At 62.9% G+C, this 18217-nt stretch carries 20 protein-coding genes; 8 read left to right on the top strand and 12 right to left on the bottom strand.

The window, feature by feature from the left end:
• Positions 1-152: 152 nt before the first annotated feature.
• The 9 genes from pufA to ROSELON_RS05055 form a co-directional block, all read right to left on the bottom strand.
• The gene (pufA, locus tag ROSELON_RS05095) at positions 153-317 is read right to left on the bottom strand and encodes a light-harvesting antenna LH1, alpha subunit (protein WP_025311351.1); all 165 of its coding nucleotides are present in this window, start codon (positions 315-317) and stop codon (positions 153-155) included.
• Positions 318-332: 15 nt separating this feature from the next.
• Positions 333-482: a light-harvesting antenna LH1, beta subunit gene (pufB, locus tag ROSELON_RS05090; RefSeq protein WP_025311350.1), complete on the bottom strand. Its 150-nt coding sequence runs from the start codon at positions 480-482 to the stop codon at positions 333-335.
• A gap of 215 nt (positions 483-697) precedes the next feature.
• Positions 698-916, bottom strand: coding sequence for a cytochrome PufQ (gene pufQ, locus ROSELON_RS05085; RefSeq protein WP_025311349.1), 219 nt, complete (start codon positions 914-916; stop codon positions 698-700).
• Positions 909-2390: a chlorophyllide a reductase subunit Z gene (gene bchZ, locus ROSELON_RS05080; protein ID WP_025311348.1), complete on the bottom strand. Its 1482-nt coding sequence runs from the start codon at positions 2388-2390 to the stop codon at positions 909-911. Before bchZ ends, pufQ begins: the two co-directional genes overlap by 8 nt.
• Positions 2390-3970 carry a chlorophyllide a reductase subunit Y gene (gene bchY, locus ROSELON_RS05075; RefSeq protein ID WP_025311347.1) on the bottom strand — a complete coding sequence of 527 codons (1581 nt, stop codon included), beginning with the start codon at positions 3968-3970 and terminating at the stop codon, positions 2390-2392. Before bchY ends, bchZ begins: the two co-directional genes overlap by 1 nt.
• Before the next feature lie 4 nt (positions 3971-3974).
• Positions 3975-4976, bottom strand: coding sequence for a chlorophyllide a reductase iron protein subunit X (locus tag ROSELON_RS05070; protein WP_025311346.1), 1002 nt, complete (start codon positions 4974-4976; stop codon positions 3975-3977).
• Positions 4973-5914, bottom strand: coding sequence for a chlorophyll synthesis pathway protein BchC (gene bchC, locus ROSELON_RS05065; protein WP_025311345.1), 942 nt, complete (start codon positions 5912-5914; stop codon positions 4973-4975). Before bchC ends, ROSELON_RS05070 begins: the two co-directional genes overlap by 4 nt.
• Before the next feature lie 114 nt (positions 5915-6028).
• The gene (locus ROSELON_RS05060; protein WP_025311344.1) at positions 6029-7183 is read right to left on the bottom strand and encodes a methyltransferase; all 1155 of its coding nucleotides are present in this window, start codon (positions 7181-7183) and stop codon (positions 6029-6031) included.
• A 3-nt stretch (positions 7184-7186) separates the two neighbouring features.
• Positions 7187-8062, bottom strand: coding sequence for a polyprenyl synthetase family protein (locus ROSELON_RS05055; RefSeq protein WP_025311343.1), 876 nt, complete (start codon positions 8060-8062; stop codon positions 7187-7189).
• 93 nt (positions 8063-8155) lie between these two features.
• On the opposite strand from ROSELON_RS05055, the gene crtD reads away from it, so the two are divergent.
• The 6 genes from crtD to ROSELON_RS05025 all read left to right on the top strand — a co-directional run bounded on the left by crtD (position 8156) and on the right by ROSELON_RS05025 (position 14717).
• Positions 8156-9748 carry a 1-hydroxycarotenoid 3,4-desaturase CrtD gene (crtD, locus tag ROSELON_RS05050; RefSeq protein ID WP_051508357.1) on the top strand — a complete coding sequence of 531 codons (1593 nt, stop codon included), beginning with the start codon at positions 8156-8158 and terminating at the stop codon, positions 9746-9748.
• Entirely contained in the window at positions 9703-10581 is an 879-nt protein-coding gene (gene crtC / locus ROSELON_RS05045; RefSeq protein WP_084613858.1) for a carotenoid 1,2-hydratase, read from the top strand. Before crtD ends, crtC begins: the two co-directional genes overlap by 46 nt.
• 65 nt (positions 10582-10646) lie before the next feature.
• Positions 10647-11204 (top strand): ATP-dependent protease subunit HslV, encoded by a 558-nt coding sequence (gene hslV, locus ROSELON_RS05040; RefSeq protein ID WP_025311340.1) that lies wholly within the window; start codon positions 10647-10649, stop codon positions 11202-11204.
• Positions 11201-12283 (top strand): hypothetical protein, encoded by a 1083-nt coding sequence (locus ROSELON_RS05035; protein ID WP_025311339.1) that lies wholly within the window; start codon positions 11201-11203, stop codon positions 12281-12283. Before hslV ends, ROSELON_RS05035 begins: the two co-directional genes overlap by 4 nt.
• The gene (gene hslU / locus ROSELON_RS05030; protein WP_025311338.1) at positions 12280-13593 is read left to right on the top strand and encodes an ATP-dependent protease ATPase subunit HslU; all 1314 of its coding nucleotides are present in this window, start codon (positions 12280-12282) and stop codon (positions 13591-13593) included. Before ROSELON_RS05035 ends, hslU begins: the two co-directional genes overlap by 4 nt.
• 20 nt (positions 13594-13613) lie before the next feature.
• Positions 13614-14717, top strand: coding sequence for an alpha/beta hydrolase (locus ROSELON_RS05025; RefSeq protein WP_025311337.1), 1104 nt, complete (start codon positions 13614-13616; stop codon positions 14715-14717).
• Here the strand turns inward: ROSELON_RS05025 and ROSELON_RS19030 are convergent.
• The 3 genes from ROSELON_RS19030 to ROSELON_RS05010 form a co-directional block, all read right to left on the bottom strand.
• A complete protein-coding gene (locus tag ROSELON_RS19030) occupies positions 14714-15112 on the bottom strand; it encodes a Smr/MutS family protein (protein WP_342665319.1) in 399 nt (132 codons plus the stop codon). The two genes, ROSELON_RS05025 and ROSELON_RS19030, sit on opposite strands and share 4 nt — an antisense overlap.
• A gap of 236 nt (positions 15113-15348) precedes the next feature.
• A complete protein-coding gene (gene mltA / locus ROSELON_RS05015) occupies positions 15349-16377 on the bottom strand; it encodes a murein transglycosylase A (RefSeq protein WP_025311335.1) in 1029 nt (342 codons plus the stop codon).
• A gap of 3 nt (positions 16378-16380) precedes the next feature.
• Positions 16381-17040 (bottom strand): Tim44/TimA family putative adaptor protein, encoded by a 660-nt coding sequence (locus ROSELON_RS05010; protein ID WP_025311334.1) that lies wholly within the window; start codon positions 17038-17040, stop codon positions 16381-16383.
• Positions 17041-17182: 142 nt separating this feature from the next.
• On the opposite strand from ROSELON_RS05010, the gene ROSELON_RS05005 reads away from it, so the two are divergent.
• Complete coding sequence (locus ROSELON_RS05005) at positions 17183-17650, top strand: FxsA family protein (protein ID WP_025311333.1); 468 nt, start codon at positions 17183-17185, stop codon at positions 17648-17650.
• 55 nt (positions 17651-17705) lie between these two features.
• Positions 17706-18215 (top strand): protein-export chaperone SecB, encoded by a 510-nt coding sequence (gene secB / locus ROSELON_RS05000; protein WP_025311332.1) that lies wholly within the window; start codon positions 17706-17708, stop codon positions 18213-18215.
• The last annotated feature ends 2 nt before the right edge of the window (positions 18216-18217 follow it).

Here is an 18217-nt window from a genome sequence, read left to right as displayed (position 1 = left end):
GTCAGTCTCCGCGGGTTTGGCGGCAACAAATGCATCGCTCCAAGGCAAGGCTACGTCACCGTCATTTTACATTGCTAATCGCTGCGGGCGAAACACGGATGCGCCGCCCGCAGCAACTGCCTTAGTGCCTGTGCGGCTACAGGCTTGGCGGCTCAGCCGCCGAAGCCTGCGGTTGCAGCGGCGTTTTCCATCCAGTTCAGGCCGGACGAGAGCACCGCGAGGTGAATCAACACAGCCAGAAGGAACAGGAAGACGCCCTGGGCCACGAACACGCGGCGGGGGTCAAAGATGAGCCAGATCTTGTAGAACTTAGCCATGATTTAGCTCCTTCCTCAGAACCAGGGTGCCCAGATGTACGTGGCAAGGTGGGCGACGACGGCAACGGCCGAAAACAGCCAGAGCCCGCTCATATACACCGCGTGCAGCTCCTGGGCTTGCTCGTCGGTCAGACCCGTGAAGGACAGGTCGGTATTGTCAGCCATAAACTTTCCTCCGGAACGTTAGACTGATGCCGCGAACCCCGCGGCCGGGCCCCGACAAGGCCTCATTGCCCTGTCGGCATTCCATCCGATCCGAGGCTCAGCCCCGTCTCGAATGAACTCAGTATCGGCTCCGGTCGTCACGCCGAGTATCTCTTGGGGCCAAATCCGCCAGCCGGGTCTGAATCGGCTCTGAATGGCGGGTTCGGCAGAATTTTTCAGGCCGAGAAGATCATCGGAGTGATGATCCGCGCCTGGCTCCAGGCGCGCTTGATCGGCCCTTTCTCGGTCCAACTCCCGGTGCGGATCGCGGCCAGCATCCAAGTCAGGAGTGCCAAGGGCAGCGTCGCAAGGAAGATGATCCCGAAATAGATCATGAATTCCGTCTTGGGCGGTTTGTGCCGTGTGACGGGGGTGTTCGAGGTCATGTCAGTCATTGTGGTCTCCCTCGGTGAACTCGAATCCGGCGGGCGCAAGCGCCTTGACCGTGTCGCGCATGACCCGTTCGGCACCATTGGCGAGCGCGGCCTTCTCGGCGGCGTCGCGCAGCGTCTTCGCGGCGGAAATGCGCGTCAGAATGGGGTGTTCGGCCACGATCCGGTCGAGCAGCGCCTGCGCGTCCTCGTCCCATGGGAAATCGCGGCGGAGCGTTGCCGGCGTCGCCTCGGCGCTGTCCATCTCGCTACCGAGCGGCAGGATATGGAAAAGCGCGTCGAACAGGCCGTTGCAAACCTCTTGGATCAGGTAGGTCGCGCCGGCATAGCCCATGAAGGGCGTGCCCGTGGCGCGACGGATCGCGGCGCCGGGGAAGCTGGCGGGAATGAAGGCCGGTTTCGGGCCATGGCCCGCGCTCATCTCGGCGAGATACATCTTCTCGTTGATCGACCCCATCAGCACCAGCGGGCGCTTTTGGCTGACCATCGCGCGGACCTGGTCGTTATCGGTCTTCTTGCCGGCGCAGCGCGCCACGGCAAAGGCGCAGGGCAGGCCCATGTCTTTTTCAAGGAAGTTCCGCACGCCGCGGGCATAGGTCTCGTTCGCCACGATGCCGAAACTGGCGGTGGCAAAGAAATCCTGCGTGACCGAGCGCCACAGATCCCAGATCGGCTTGATCGTCGAATGCTTTTCACGCGCGATGAAGGGCTCGGGGTCGAGGCCCGTCAATTCGCCCAGTTTGCGCAGGAACTTGGTCGTGCTGTCCACGCCGATCGGTGCCTGCAGGTAGGGCTTGCCCAGCACCTCGGCCAAACCGCGGCCGAACTCGCGATACATCACGATGTTCACGTCGGCATTCACAAGGTTGCGCATCTCGGCCAGATGGCTGCCCAGCGGCATCACCATGTTGACCTCGCACCCGATGCCTTCGACCAGGCGACGGATTTCGTGCAGGTCGGAGGGCATATTGAAGGTGCCATACATCGGCCCGAGAATGTTGACGCGCGGTGCGGCGCCCTCTTCACGTTTCTTTTCCGGGGGCATCCGGCCCTTGGTCATGCCGAACTCGGTGAAGATCCAGGTCATCGCGCGATCGGCGCTTTCCCATTGGTCCTCGTCGATGGTGCGCGGCAGGAAACGCTGGATGTTGGTGCCCATGGGCGTGACGCCGCCGCCAATCATCTCGGCGATCGAGCCGGTGACGACGACACTGGGCAGTGCGGGGTCGAGCACGTCCCAGGCGCGCTTCATCGCGCCTTCGGTACCATCGCGGCCCAACTCTTCTTCGCCGAGGCCGGTGGTGACGATGGGCAACTCGTGCGGGGGCAAACCGTCGGTATAGTGCAGAACGCTGGTTACCGGCAGGTTTTCACAGCCGACCGGGCCGTCGATGATGACTTGCAGGCCCTTCACCGCCGTGAAGGCATAGACCGAGCCCCAGTAGCCACCTGCGCGATCGTGATCTTGAATGAGCATCAGATCATCTCCTGCGCTTTGGCCGCTCGGGCGAGTTTGTCCAGTTTCTTCTGGTGCTGGGCGCGGAAATCGGGCCGAAGGTTCGGGGACCCTTCCCAGATCCCGGCGGTATCGCCCTCACCCACGCCTTCGAAGAACTCGCGCATGTGATCCATGCGCGCCTTGTTCGCCATGGCGGCATTCACGACCTGCCCCAACGACCCGGCCCCGGCGGGGCCCATCAGCGGACGTGCCGAGATGAGGTTGGTGAAGTAGAGGCTGGGGATGCCCAGCTCCTTACCCTTCTGGACGACCGGCGTCGTGCCGATGGCCAGATCGGGCTGAATCGCCTCCATCGCGGCGCAGTCATCTTCGAGACTGGCGCGGAACTTGATCTTGACGCCCTTTGCTTCGAGCCATTCGACATCCGGCGCGGACCAGGGCGTTTTCGGGCAAGCCGTGCCGACATAAGGCACCTCGGCGCCGCTTTCGATCAGCAGGCGCGCGACCAGCAATTCGCTGCCCTCGTAACCAGACAGCGTGATCGTGCCGTCGATCGGGGCCGATGCAAGCGCGCCCTTGATCGCGGGCAGAAAGGCGTTTTGCGCCGCGGCCACCTTGTCGGGCGCGACATTGTACGCCTCGCCGATCGCGGCCAGCCAGGCAGCGGTGCCGTCATGGCCAACGGGGGCGGACCCCACGATGGTGCGGCCGGCGGCCTGAAACTCGCGGATTGCGCTGGTGTAGAAGGGGTGGATCGCGGCCACCACTTCGCTGTCCAGCGCGGCATAGAGCTCGCGCCACTCACGGCAGGGAACGACCGGACCTGCCGCCAGACCGAGTGGCGCGAGCATCCCTCCGACTCCAATCGGATCCGCAGGGAACATTTCGCCCAACAGGGTCACTGTCGGACGGTCTGATTTACCCGAGACAGGGGCCTGAACGGGACCGGCCTCCACCTCCTGTCGGGCATAGTTGAGCATCGCCCCGGCGAGGACATCCTTGGCCTCGGCATGGGTCGGCACCCCAAAGCCCGGAACGTCGATGCCGACGATCCGAACCCCATTGATTTCGTCCGGCAACAGCCGGAGCGGCACACCCGACGCCGTGGGCACGCAAAGATTGGTGATCACGATTGCATCGTAGCGCTCGGGATCTGCCATTTCGTGCACGGCATCGCGAATGTCTTCGAAGAGTTTCCCCGTCACCAGGGTCTCGGAATTGAACGGAACGTAGCCGACCGAGCGGCGCGCGCCGTAGAAATGCGACACGAAGGTCAGGCCATAGACACAGCAGGCCGATCCGGACAGGATCGTCGCGGTGCGCCGCATCCGCAGACCCACCCGCAGGCTTCCGAAAGCCGGGCACATGGATTGCGGTTTGTCATGGGGACCCTGCGGATAGTCGGCCGCATATTGGTCAAGAATGTCGGATTTACCGGCCATGCGGGCGGCTTTTTCCATCTCGGCCGCCCCTGCATGGCAGCCCATCCCGTCGCCGTGAGGCAGAGACGGGACGGCCGCATCGGCACGGTCATCGCGGGCATCGCCCTGGATGATCTCGGCCGTGTCGGCGTCGTCGTATCTGATCTCGTCGGTCATTCTCTCATGCCTCGTCGTAGACGACTTCGAGGGATTTCTTGGGCTCGGCATCCTTGCCGCGCATGTCTTCGTCGGTAGCGGGCTCGAGCACGACACCGGCGCCTGTGTCTGACCCGTCGAACAACTCCAGCAGCTCATCCTGGCTGAGGGCGGTCGGGCGCATCGGCGGCGCCTTGGCGACGTTCTCGCCCAGCGCGGCGAACAATTCGCCCCAATGGCTCTCGGCGGTGCCGACGATCTGGTAGTTCGCAGATTTCTTGCGCAGGTCGTCATCCTGCGGGATCGACGCCAGGACAGGGATGTCCACCGCCTTGGCAAAGGCCTGAGCCTCGCCCGAGCCGTCATCCTTGTTGATAACCAGGCCCGCGACGCCGACATTGCCGCCCAGCTTGCGGAAATATTCCACCGCCGAGCACACGTTGTTGGCCACATACAGCGATTGCAGGTCGTTCGACCCGACAAGGATCACCTTTTGCGCCATGTCGCGCGCGATCGGCAGGCCGAAGCCGCCACAAACCACGTCACCCAGGAAATCGAGCAGGACATAGTCGAAATCCCAATCGTGGAAGCCGAGCTTTTCCAGCAGCTCGAAGCCGTGGATGATGCCGCGCCCGCCGCAGCCGCGACCGACTTCGGGGCCGCCAAGCTCCATCGCGAACACGCCGCCCCGCTTGAAGCACACATCGCCGATCTGCACCTCTTCCCCGGCCAGTTTCTTCTGGGTCGACGTTTCGATGATCGTCGGGCAGGCCTTGCCGCCGAACAGCAGGCTTGTGGTGTCGGATTTCGGATCGCAGCCGATCAACAGAACGCGCTTGCCCTGTTCGGCCATCATGTGGCTGAGGTTGGCCAGCGTGAAGGATTTGCCGATGCCACCCTTGCCGTAGATCGCGATGATCTGGGTCTTTTTCGTCGGCTCGGATTGGGGAACCTCGAGCGTGGGCTCGGACGCTTCGTCTTTCAGCCGCGCGTCATAGTCTTTGAGGTTCGGTACATCGAGGGTCATGCGGCGTTCTCCCAATTCAGGATCATCTTGAGACACGCCGGATCTTCGAACGCCGTCTGGTAAGCGTTCGCGGCGTCGCTCGCGGGTACGGAATGCGTGATCAGGCCCGAAAGGCTGAGCGCTCCGTGAGTGATGAGGTCACGCGTGGCAACAAGGTCATCGCGGGTCCATTCGGCCGCGATGCGGAATCGCGCCTCGCGCAGGAACGCGGGCGGGAACGAGAATTGCAGCGGCTCGGGGTAAAAACCGGCCAGCACAATCTCGCCACCCTTGGCAAGACGTCCGACTAGGGTGTCAAGCAGGCTGGACACACCCGAGGCGTCGTAAATGCAGCGATAGTCGCGCCGTTCATCCTCGTCGGGATGAATGACGGGATAGCCCGTCGCACCCTTTGCGCGGTCGGCGTCGATCTCCCAAACCGTAGGGGCGGCGCCACCGGCGGCCATCGTCAACCGGGCCAGCAGACGCCCAAAGACACCGTGCCCCACAATCAGGTCGGGCAACACCGTGTCCATCCCCGCCACGGCATGGCGGGCGGTCGCGGCCAAGGCCAACAGGGCCCCTTCGGCCCCCATGTCATCGTCGATCTTCACGACACGCTCGGCCGGGGTGACCAGGCGACTGGTTGCGCCGCCGAACAGGCCGCGCACGTCGCCGTAGCAATTCGCACCGGGCACGAAAACGATGTCGCCGGTCTTGAAGGCTGTGTTGGCGCCGGCCTCGACAACCTCGCCCGCGGCCTCATAGCCGGGAACAAGGGGGTAGCCCATGCCGGGGAACGGCGGCATCTGGCCCGACCAGAACAGCTTTTCCGTACCGGTCGAAATACCGGAATGGCGAACCTCGACCACCACATCCTCTTTGCTGGGGTCGGTCAGGGTGACCTGCCCCAAGCCCAGGGTCTTCGGACCTTCGAGAATGACGGCGGTGGCGTTCAACTCTTTCGACCTTTCGTGGTGGCGGCAGGTCGAGACTCACAGAATCCCCTACCTGTCGATTTAACATGTGTAAGTTTAACCTGACACTTTTGAATGTCAATGAGAATGGACATGTTACACCGGCTTTCTGGCTGGCTTGGTGGCCGTCACAAGCCCGGTGATGAACATCCGCCCGATCCGCGGCGCGCGGATGTCAGAAAATCCCTCTTTTTCAAGAAGTTCCGAGATTTCCGCGGCACTGCGGGCACGACCGGTGCGCATCGCCATGCAATAGATTGCGAAATAGGCATCGCCGGCCCGCTCGGGGTGGTCGCCGCCTGACATCGGCTCGGCCACGATGACGCGGCCGCCGTCTGGCAAGGCCGCGAAGACCTTCTTCAGCAAGGCTTCGACCGTTTCATCGCTGTGATCATAAAGCACCCGAACAAGGCTGATGGCATCGGCCCCACTGGGCAGGGCGTCGGTGCGGAAACTTCCACCGCTGATCGTTGCCCGTTCGCTCAGCCCGTGGCGTTCGAACCTTGCGCGGGCCCCCTGTGCGACAACAGGCAGGTCGAACAGCTGCAGGCGGATTTCTGGATAGGCAAGCCCGACGGCCGTCAGAAAGGCACCAGTCCCACCGCCGACATCCAGCAAGGTTTCGACGTTGCGCAGATCAAGGTGGCGCAAGGCCTCTTCCGCGACCAGCGTCTGGCTTTCGGCCATGAGGTCGGAATAGGTCTCGGCCGTTTCGGTATCGATCTCGCCGGTGGCGCCAAAGACATATGGCCAGAAATCGGCCAGTTCCGTGGTCGACCCATCGCGGAAGAACACCACCGGATCCATGAGATCGCGATAGAGCACATCGTGATGGGCGATCATCATCTCAAGGCCCGGTATCCCAGGCAGGGCCGCGCCAAGACGGCCCAGCGCGTAACGGCCGTTGCGCGTGCGCTTCATCAATCCAAGCGAGGTCGCGGCCTGGCACAGCACCCGCATTCGCGACGCCGGGACCTGCGTGCGCAGGGCAAGATCCTGGACGCTGCGCGGGGCATGGGCCAAGTGATCGGACAGCTTCAAAATGACAAAGGCCTGAAGCACCTGCGCGTGGATGAACCCGGCGACCAGATCGAACAGCGCCTCGCCATCTTTCTTGGCGATCCGCGCGGCAAAGGGTGTGCGCGCGGCCCATTTCTGGAATTTCCGTGACCGCAGCAGCGCCGTGCGCCAGCCATAGATGCGGTCGCTCAGGCTTGGACGGCTCAGATCGGTCTGATCCGCGGTCGCCATGGCTTACACCGTTTGATGCGCTGGCACGACGGGTGTCAGACGCTCGGCGGTTTTGCGAACCATGTCGCACAGCGCCGCCTCACCAGGGCAGGACGGGATCGACGCGATGGCCCCCGACAGGATATCTTCCAACCGGCGGATGGCGCCTTTGACGCCCAGCGCGGACACCGCGTTGGGGCGACCGTTGATCTGATCCTGCATCGCCGGTTTGCCAAGCGCGTCTTCGTCGTAAAGCGCATCACGCAGATCGTCAGCAACCTGGAACGCTTCGCCGATGCGTGCGCCCAGTTCGGTCCAGGCGTCATGCTCTTCACCGGCGGCAGCTGCCCCCATGCGCGTCGCCGCCGTGAACAAGGCGCCCGTCTTGGCCTTGTGATAGGCCGAGAGGTCGATCTTGTCCTCACTCTCCCACCCCTGGCCGGCACAGATGCCGCCGGGCATGCCAGTCGATTCCGCGAGAATGCGGATCAGGGTGATGGCGCGGGCCGGATCGGCATCGGCGGCGCGCGCCAGAACATCGAAGGCGGCGATGATCAGCGAGTCGCCGGTCAACAGGGCGAGTGGCTCGGAATAGGCAAGATGAACGGTCGGCTTGCCGCGACGCACATCTGCATTGTCGAAACACGGCATGTCATCGTGGACGAGACTGGCGCAATGGATCAACTCGATGGCGGTGGCGGCCGCGTTCGACATCTGGGGTTTGTCATCGCCGCAGGCCAGCGCAACGGACAGGCAGATCGTGGGGCGAATACGCGCACCACCGGGGGTGACGGCGTATTCCAGAGCCGAGGCCAATTGCGGCGGCGCGGCCCGGTCGGCCCCTTGCGCGGTTGCAATGGCGGCTGAAATCGCCTGCTCGATGCGGTGGGTCAACGGCATGGCACCCTCGTCTGTCAAAGATTCTGCAGTATAACGTCTGGTGTAAATCAGACTGGACATATTGCCGGGTTCTGTCAACAATAACTGACAGTCATGTTGGAGGCTTTTTTGCCGGAACGATCGGACGCACCCCCAAAGGCGATCATCATCGGGGCTGGCATCGGTGGACTGTCGGCCGCGTTGCGGCTGGCCCATGCTGGTATCCGTGTCGAGCTTGTCGATATGGGCGAAGGCCCCGGCGGCAAGATGCGCACCAGGGCGTCAGACGCAGGGCCGATTGATATCGGCCCCACGGTCATGACCATGAAAAACGTGTTCGAAGACCTGTTTGCCTTTTCTGGCGAACGGTTAGCCGATCATGTGACCTTGACGCCCAATACCGTTCTCGCGCGGCATTGGTGGCGCGATGGATCGACCCTCGATCTGCATCACGATCCCGACCTGAACGCCAAGGCGATCAGGGAGTTCGCCGGCGCCGAGGCAGAGGGGCAATTCACCAGCTTCTGCACCAAGACCCGCCAACTGTTCGACGCGTTCGAGCAGCCGATCATGGGGGCCGCAGCCCCGCGTTTGGGGTCGTTGACCGCGCATGTGATGACCCACCCTGCCCTGATTCCGGCGATGGCCCCCGGCCTCAGCCTGGCGCGCAGTCTGGCGATGCAATTCAGTGACCCGCGCCTGCGGCAATTGTTCGGCCGTTACGCGACCTATGTCGGCGGGTCGCCGTATCACAGTCCGGCGGTTCTGGGCCTTATCTGGCATTCCGAGGCATCGGGCGTCTGGAGTGTCACGGGCGGCATGAATGCCCTCGCCCGCGCCGTGCACAAACTGGCCGAGGCGCGCGGTGCCCGCTTTACCTTTGGGGTCAAGGCCGAGCGTATCGAACGGCAAGGGGCCCGCGCCCACGCCATTCACCTGTCGGATGGTCGCAAACTCACGGCCGACACGATCCTGTTCAACGGCGATCCCAAGGCCCTTTCGGACGGCCTGCTTGGACCGGCGGTCAAAAAACTTTTGCCCAGCGCGGCAACCCGGCCACGCAGCCTGTCGGCCTTTGTCTGGGGGTTCGCGGCGGAACCTCATGGCGTCGAGCTGTCGCACCACAACGTCTTTTTCTGTGGCGATCCCAGGATCGAGTTCGGCGATATCGCCGCCGGAAAAATGCCGCGCGACGCCACATTGTACATCTGCGCGCAGGATCGGGGCGGTGATGCCCGGCCAACCGGTCTGGAACGCTTCGAGATCATCATGAACGGACCTGCCGGCCACCAGGCCACGGCAGAGGAGGAACAGACATGCCGACGCAAGACCTTCGAAACCTTGCAACAGATGGGGCTGCGTTTCGACCCGACGCCGGCCACGAGCAAGCTGACGACGCCGGCGCGCTTCGCGCAGGCCTTTCCGGGGTCGGACGGTTCCCTTTACGGGCGGAGCCCACATGGAATGATGGCAACCTTTCAGAGGCCCACGGCCCGAACACGCCTGCCGGGTCTGTACCTGTGCGGGGGCGGGACACATCCGGGGGCGGGGATTCCGATGGCCTGCCTCTCCGGCAAGCACGCGGCCGAGGCGATCTTGAGCGACCTTGCTTCGACATCGACGTTCCGCCCGACGGATACGCATGGTGGTATCTCGACGGGATCAGCGACGATGGCGAGCGCGCCATCTCGATCATCGGCTTCATAGGATCGGTCTTTTCGCCTTGGTATCGTTGGTCGGGCCGCCGAAATCCGGCAAACCATTGCTGCCTGAACGTCGTCACCTACGGGCGTGGCGGCCGGTGGACCATGACCGACCGTGGCACCGAAGCCTTGGGCCTGTCGCAGGATCGGTTGCAGATCGGGCCATCGGCCATGGTCTGGGACGGCGAGAAGCTGATCGTCGAAATCGACGAGATGACGACCCCCCACGCGCAAAAGCTGACGGGAACCGTCACGGTTCGCCCCTCGGCCCTGACCAGTGTCGAATTGCCCCTGACCGAATGCGGCACGCATATCTGGCGGCCCTTCGCCCCGAAATCGGACATCGAGGTCAAGTTGAACCGACCCGGCTGGAGCTGGACAGGGCATGGCTATTTCGACGCGAATTTCGGCACGCGCGCCCTGGAGGCGGATTTCAATTACTGGACCTGGGGGCGGTTTCCCCTGTCGGACGGGGCAGCCTGTTTCTACGACGCGACGCGACGCGACGGAAGCGACCTTGCCGTGGCCCTCGGGTTCGATGACGACGGCACGCCGCGCGCGATCGAGATGCCGCCCAAGGCGGCCCTGCCCCGCCCGTTCTGGCAAGTGCGCCGCGAAACGCGCGCAGATCCGGGCTATCGCCCGCATCAGGTCAAGGCCATGCTGGATGCGCCCTTCTACAACCGATCCGCCGTCAGAACCAAAATCAACGGAGAGGAAACCGTCGGCGTTCACGAGGCGCTTGACCTCGATCGCTTCCGCGGTCCGTGGCTGATGCCGATGCTGGCGGTCAGGGTGCCGCGCCGCGCCCGCTGGCCCAGGGGCCTCGGTCGCTAAGAAAAGGCACCCGGTTGTCGGTGCCGCCCCGCCTCTCCATATAGGCCAAAAGACAAGGAGGCCCCATGGCAGAGAACGAGTTTCCCGGTTGGCACGGCACCACCATCGTCGGAATCCGAAAAGGCGGAGAGGTGGTCGTCGCCGGTGACGGTCAGGTCAGCCTGGGCCAGACGGTGATCAAGGGCAGCGCCCGCAAAGTGCGCCGGCTCAGCCCCGGTGGGCATGACATCGTTGCCGGGTTTGCAGGCTCGACCGCCGATGCCTTCGCCCTGCTCGAACGTCTCGAGGCCAAGCTGGAGGCCACGCCCGGTCAGTTGCAACGCGCCAGTGTCGAACTGGCCAAGGATTGGCGAACCGACAAGTATCTGCAAAAGCTCGAGGCGATGCTGATCGTGACGGATGGCACCGACCTGTTCGTGATTACCGGGGCCGGCGATGTTCTGGAACCGGAATACGGGATCGCGGCCATCGGCTCGGGTGGCAACTATGCTTTGGCGGCGGCGCGCGCCCTGATCGACACAGATGCGGATGCCGAGACGATTGCGCGCAAGGCCATGGGCATCGCCGCCGAGATTTGTGTCTACACCAATGGCAACCTGACGGTGGAACGGATCGGCCAATGACCGATGTCACCCGCGACGACCTGCGCGCGGCCGTGTCATCCGGCGTCATGACCGAGGCACAAGCCGCATCGCTGATCGTGCTAAGCGAAGAACGATCCGGCGCGCGTGCGCGACGCTCGGGCCTCGATGAACCGTTCGAACTGTTCAAAGGGTTCAACGAGATCTTCATCGTGGTCGGTCTTGTGATCCTGTTTGCAGGGTGGATGGGCACCACCGGCCTCAGCCTTTTGTCGATCGACAGCGGGTATATCCTGGGCCTGGTCTTTTCTGCGCTTGCCATGGGGGTGATTGCGCTGCTGGCGCGGTATTTCACCGTGGCCCGGCGCATGGTGGCCCCGTCCATCGCGCTGGCCGTGATGTTCGGAATATCCGCCGGACAGGCCGGGCTGTCGCTGGCCGCGGCACTGGACACGGAGTTGCAAAGCACCATCACCCTCGCCTCGGGCACGGCTGCGGTAATGCTGAGCGTCTATTACGCCTTGTTCCGTGTGCCGTTCACCGTCGCCTTGATCGCATTGGGGGTTTTTGGAACCTGCTTTGGCCTTCTCACCCTGGGCGGATCAGTGCCCAGCGCGCCCGAAGATCTGTTCCTTTTATCGGCCGACGGCCCCTTTGCGCTGTTGACGGTGGTGCTTGGGCTTGTGGGCCTGGTGATCGCGCTGCGTTTCGACATGAGCGATCCGCATCGCGTGACGCGCCGGGCGGCCTCGGGCTTTTGGCTGCACGTGGTTGCAGCCCCGGCGATCGTGAATACCGTTGCCCTGACGCTGTTCGACAATGGCAGCCTCATGGCGCGGCTCGTCCTGGTCGGGTTTGTGGCCATGATGGCCCTGTTTGCCGTCGTGATCGACAGGCGATCCTTCCTCGTTTCCGGGGTCGGCTATGTCGTCGCGCTGTCGATCACCGTTGTCGAAGACAACGCCTTTTTCGTCATCCTGCTCCTTGGTGCAGGACTGGTTCTGCTTGGGGCGCAGTGGGAGGTGTTGCGCGCCGCCCTGATGCGCACGCTCCCCGCGTTTCCCGGCAAGACCAGACTGCCACCCTGGAGCATCCAACCCCCTCAGGAGCAGAGATCGTGACCGACCTGACCCCCCGCGAAATCGTGTCCGAACTGGACCGCTTCATCATTGGCCAGAAGGACGCTAAGCGCGCCGTGGCGGTTGCGTTGCGCAACCGCTGGCGCCGCAAGCAACTGGGTGATGACCTCAGAGAAGAGGTGTATCCAAAGAACATCCTGATGATCGGCCCGACCGGTGTTGGCAAGACCGAGATCTCGCGCCGTTTGGCCAAACTGGCCCGCGCGCCCTTTATCAAGGTCGAGGCCACGAAATACACCGAGGTCGGTTATGTCGGCCGCGATGTTGAACAAATCATCCGCGATCTGGTGGACGCCGCGCAGATCATGGTGCGCGAGCACATGCGCGAAGAGGTCAAGGCCAAGGCGCACGAGGCCGCCGAAGACCGCGTGATCGAGGCGCTGGCCGGGACGGATGCCCGCGACCAGACGCGCGAGATGTTCCGCAAGAAACTGAGATCCGGCGAGCTGGACGACACCGTGATCGAACTGGAAGTCGCCGATACCAGCAACCCGATGCCGATGTTCGACATCCCCGGCCAACCCGGCATGGGCGGGCCCGGCGGAATGATGAATCTGGGCGACATCTTCGGCAAAGCCTTTGGCGGTCGCAGCGTGAAACGCCGCATGACCGTAGCCGCGAGTTACCAGATCCTGATCGAGGAAGAGGCCGACAAGCTGCTGGATCAGGAGACCGTGACCAAGGAGGCCATCCGCGCCGTCGAACAGAACGGCATCGTTTTCATCGATGAAATCGACAAGGTCGCCGCCCGGCAGGACGTGCGCGGCGGCGATGTCAGCCGCGAAGGTGTGCAGCGCGATCTGCTGCCCCTGATCGAAGGCACCACGGTGTCCACCAAGCATGGGCCGGTGAAAACCGATCATATCCTCTTTATCGCGTCGGGAGCGTTCCACATCGCGAAACCGTCCGATTTGTTGCCGGAATTGCAGGGTCGGCTGCCGATCCGGGTCAATCTGCGGCCCCTGACCGAAGAGGATTTCGTGCGCATCCTGACCGAGACGGACAATGCCCTGACACGCCAGTACTCGGCCCTGATGGCGACCGAACAGGTGACCATCACGTTCTCGGATGACGGGATCGCGGCGCTGGCCAAGATCGCGGCGGACGTGAACGACAGCGTTGAAAACATCGGTGCGCGCAGGCTTTACACCGTGATGGAGCGTGTTTTCGAGGAGTTGAGCTTTGCCGCGCCCGATCGCAGCGGAGATGCGATTACCGTCGATGCCGATTTCGTCGAAGAGAACTTGGGCGAGTTGACGCGCAGCACTGATCTCAGTCGCTACGTGCTGTGAAAATCTGGTAGGCTTTGGCCATGCGCTTGCACCTGGTCTTTGTTGTGTCCCTTGGCCTCGCCGTCACGGCGTGCTCGGGCCGGTCGAGTATTCAGCTTGCGCCCGAGCTGGCCGGGATCGGGGCCAACGAGCGGGTGTATGTTGCCAGCACGCGGGCCTTTCTGAACGGCAATTTCACCGATGAGCGGCTTGAGGGTCTCGATTACCTAAGGTTCGATGTCAGCGTGCCGCCCGACCGGCTGCCGGGTGAGGTCGAACTGGCCGACGCGACACCAAACCCAAACCGCGAATTCCTGACCACGGCGGCCGATCGCTACAACGGGCCCTCGACGTTTCGATCGGCACTGGCCGGCGAGTTGGCCAGCCGCCCGCCGGAGCAGCGCGAAGTCATGCTGTTTGTCCATGGTTACAACAGCACCTTTGCCGATGGCCTCTACCGCACGGCACAGATCCGGTATGATTTCGAAATTCCGGGGATACCCGTTCACTATGCGTGGTCCAGTGCGGGGCACCCGTTTGGCTATGCCTACGACCGTGACAGTGCGCTATTTGCCCGCGACGGTCTGGAAACCCTGATTTCCGAGATTTCCGCCGTTCCCGGCGCGCGCATGATCGTGATCGCGCATTCCATGGGCTCAAGCATGGTGATGGAGGTTCTGCGGCAACTGCGGATCGGGAATCGCGATGACGTCATCGCCGACATCGCGGGCATCGCCCTGTTGTCGCCGGATGTCGATATCGACGTCTTTCGCAGCCAGGCCCACCGCATCGGGCACCTGCCGCAACCGTTCTTCATCTTCACGTCCCGCCGCGACCGCGCGCTACTGATTGCGGCCCTGATCACAGGGCAACGCAGCCGTTTGGGCACCTTGGGCGAGGTCGACGACGTGTCCGAGTTCGAAGTCACGCTGATCGACACGTCCGAGTTCCGGGGCGGCGAAACGGATTCGATGAATCATTTCACCGCGGCATCCAGTGCGGCCATGGTTCAACTCTTGCGCCAGATCCCGGCGGTGAACCTGGCCCTTGCCAACGATCCGTCTCAGCAACTCGACCTGTTACAGGGGACGGTCCTGACCGTGCGCAATGCCACGCAGATCATCTTGGCGCCGCAGGTCCCCTAGCCCCGGCGTTTGAGATAGACGTAATAGGCCCCGCCTCCGCCATGTCGCTGATGGGCCTCTCGGACATCCAGGACAATCGCGCCAAGGGGTGGCGCGTGCAGCCAACCGGGCACTTGCTGTCGCAGCACCCCGCGCCGGATCGGAATGGGCCCGTCATTGGGATCATCCGGATGGCCGCGGCCCTTGCCGGTGATGACAAGAACAAGGCGATGGCCTGCATCGAAACTGTCGATGATGAAATGCACCAGGGCCGGATGTGCCTGGGCCAGCGTCATGCCATGGAGATCGATCCGCGCGGCGGGCTTGAGTTTTCCACGCTGCATCTTGCGGTAGGTGCCGTGATCCATCCGAACGGGCGCGTGGGCGACACGATGGGACACCTCGTCACCAGGCATGTGTGGATGTGATGAGGCAACGGGGGCGCGTTCCCCGATCCGGAAACCCTTCAGTTTGGATTTTTCAGGCTCGACCGTGCCCTTTTGTATCGGCTTGGGAGAAAGCGGGTCATGCACCCCATCGCTATCGACGGGTTTTTTCTTGTGAAGCGGCCGTGCCGTTCGGGCCACCCTTGACCAAAGATCGCGGTCCTCGGTGCTCAGGCCCTTTTTTCCCGGTTTTCGCATGCCCCCGCTCACGCATCCGGGACGCGGCGGTGCGCCTCTTCGATCGGCAAAAGGACGATCATGCGCCCGGCATCGCGGATGGTGCCGGCCTCTCGGCCCGCCGCATCGCCGTACCCGAAAAAGATATCGGCCCGTTGTGCGCCACGAATGGCACCGCCCGTATCCTGCGCGATCATCAACCGTCGCATCGGTGCCGCGCCATCCTTTTCGATCCAGACGGGTGCACCCAGAGGTGTGAAGCGCGGATCGACGGCGATGGTTCTCATCGGTGTGATCGAGCGGTTCATAGCGCCCAGCGGACCGAGCGAGGGATCGGAAATTTCGACCTCACGAAAGAAGACATAGGACGGGTTGTGATACATCAGGTCACGACCAGCGGCCGGGTTGCGGCGGACCCAATTCTGGATCACCTGCGCCGAGACCTGATGCGCATTGTAAATTCCGCGGCGCACAAGCTCTTGCCCGATGGAACGGTATTCGTGTCCGTTTCTGCCACCATACCCCACGCGGATGACCCGGCCATCGGTCAAGCGAATGCGCCCGGATCCCTGGATCTGCAGAAAGAACAACTCGACCGGGTCGTCGACCCAGGCAATCTCCAAACCGCGGTCTTCAAGAACGCCACTCTCTTCGATCTCGCGCCTGCTCAACCAACGGCCCGTCGCCTCTGGGGGCATGCGATAAACCGGGTAGCGATAGCGCGAAGTCCGGCGTGTCGACCCCTGCAACTCTGGTTCGAAATAGCCGGTGAACAGGGCCGTGGCCTCACCGCCGATCAAAACGGGTCGGAACAACAGTTCGAAAAAGACGCGCGCATCGGTGGTGGTTTCAGCCATCGCACAAACCGCCGGCCATTCGGCCCCATCCATGTCGCGACAGGTGCTTTGAAAAACCGAAAGGGCGGCGGCGTGGTCGTCCTCCGCCCACCCGTCGAGATCGGCATAGTCGAGAAGTCTGACCGATGTCTCAGCCAAAGACGGCCTCGGCAGCAGGGCGATAACCAGCCCAAGCGCCAGAATTCGGCCAATCCGCGCCATGCCTCATCCGTCTGTTGCCACCAGCATCCAGTTGGGGTCGTCCCGGCCCATCGTGCGGGCGAATGTCCAAAGATCACGCTGGCGCTTGATTTCGGTCGGGTCGCCTTCGATCACCTGACCCTCGGCATTCTTCACGACCGAGGTCAATTCGCCCACGAAACGCACCGTGATTTCGCCCACCTGGGTGTCGCGATCGTATGTCGCCGCCTCAAGGGCAAGTTCCCGGATACCGACGAACTCGGCCTCGATGGTCAGGCCCTGCTCTTCGCGCTGCTGGATTACTGTCTCGAACATCTCGAGCACATCGCCAGACAGGAAATTGCGCAACTCGTCGACTTCGCCCCGCTCGAACGCCATCAGGATCATTTCGTAGGCGCCCCGCGCGCCGTGCAGGAACTCGCTGACGCGAAAACCGGGCTCGGCCAGTTTCATGGCGGCCAGCGCCTTGGCGGCCTCGGTCCCGTCGGCGACGTGGTCGATGATGTCGTCGTCAGGCCCGCCTTCGATCACTTCGAATTCGCGGCGCGCTTCACGGCGCACGGTTTCCGGCCGCGGGGCCGGTTTTTCAAACCCTTCACGGGTGCCCAACACGCTGCGCAGGCGCAGGATCAGGAAAATCGCAATTCCCGCAAGAACCAGCAGGGACAGGAGGGAGGAGTTCATGCGCAAAAACCTTTCGGGGGCGGCGATGGGCTTACATCGTGGGTCGCAAGGCACATATGTAAGGCAGCGTAGCGGTCAAGTCCATCTTGGGCCGACCCGAACCTTGGCTGTCGTCGACATACTGTGGAGCGGAGCGAGAACAATGTGGCTTTTCCTTCTTTTTCTGGCGGTCCCGCTGATCGAGATCGCGCTGTTCATTCAGGTCGGCGGATGGATCGGATTGTGGCCAACGCTTGGAATTGTCGTGATCACGGCCATTGCCGGGACCATGCTGGTCAGGTCTCAGGGGGCGCAGACCATGCATCGTCTGCGACGCAGTTTCGACGAATTGCGCGACCCGACCGAACCGCTGGCGCATGGCGCGATGATCCTTTTTTCCGGCGCATTGCTGCTGACACCTGGTTTTTTCACGGATGCCGTGGGGTTCGCCTTGCTGGTTCCGGGCTTTCGCAACCTCGTTCTGCGCGAACTCAAGAAACGGATCGAGGTTCACTCGGTCGTCAGTCGAAACGGTCAGTGGCAGTCTGCCGAGGATGACGTGATCGACGGCGATTTCACGGTCGAGGATCGCCCGCCGCATTCGGGCCCATCGGGCTGGACGCGCCATTGAGGGTTTCTGCGCGCCCTGATAGATGACGAAAAATTTTTAGTTGAAGGAGGCTTTGATGGCCCAGGACGATACCGGGGCGCCCGCCGCCCAGAACGGCGCACAGGCGCAGCCCACCCTGCCGAAAATGCAAATCCTCGGGCAGTTCGTCCGTGACCTGTCATTCGAGAATATTGCGGCACAGAAATCGACCCAGTCGCAGCTGCAGCCCGACATTCAGGTGCAAGTTGCCCTTGATGCCCGCAAGCGCAGCACCGAAGGGCAGTACGATGTGCTGATGAAACTGAAGATCGACAGCAAGACCAAGGGTGAAACGCCCGAACCGATCTTCTTGCTGGAACTGGAATATGGCGGGATCTTCTCGATCGAGAACGTCGCCGAAGAACAACTGCATCCCTTCCTGCTGATCGAATGCCCGCGGATGCTGTTCCCCTTCGTGCGTCGCATCGTGTCGGATGTCACCCGCGATGGCGGCTATCCGCCCCTGAACCTCGACCAGATCGACTTTATCGCGCTCTATCGCCAGCAACTGGCGCAGCGCCAGGCCGCGCAAAAGGCCGACGCCTGATC

It is taken from the genome of Roseibacterium elongatum DSM 19469, from assembly GCF_000590925.1.
Taxonomy (GTDB): domain Bacteria; phylum Pseudomonadota; class Alphaproteobacteria; order Rhodobacterales; family Rhodobacteraceae; genus Roseibacterium; species Roseibacterium elongatum.
The sequence above is the reverse complement of the archived record's forward strand: the minus strand, read 5'-3'. Positions and strand labels throughout refer to the sequence as shown.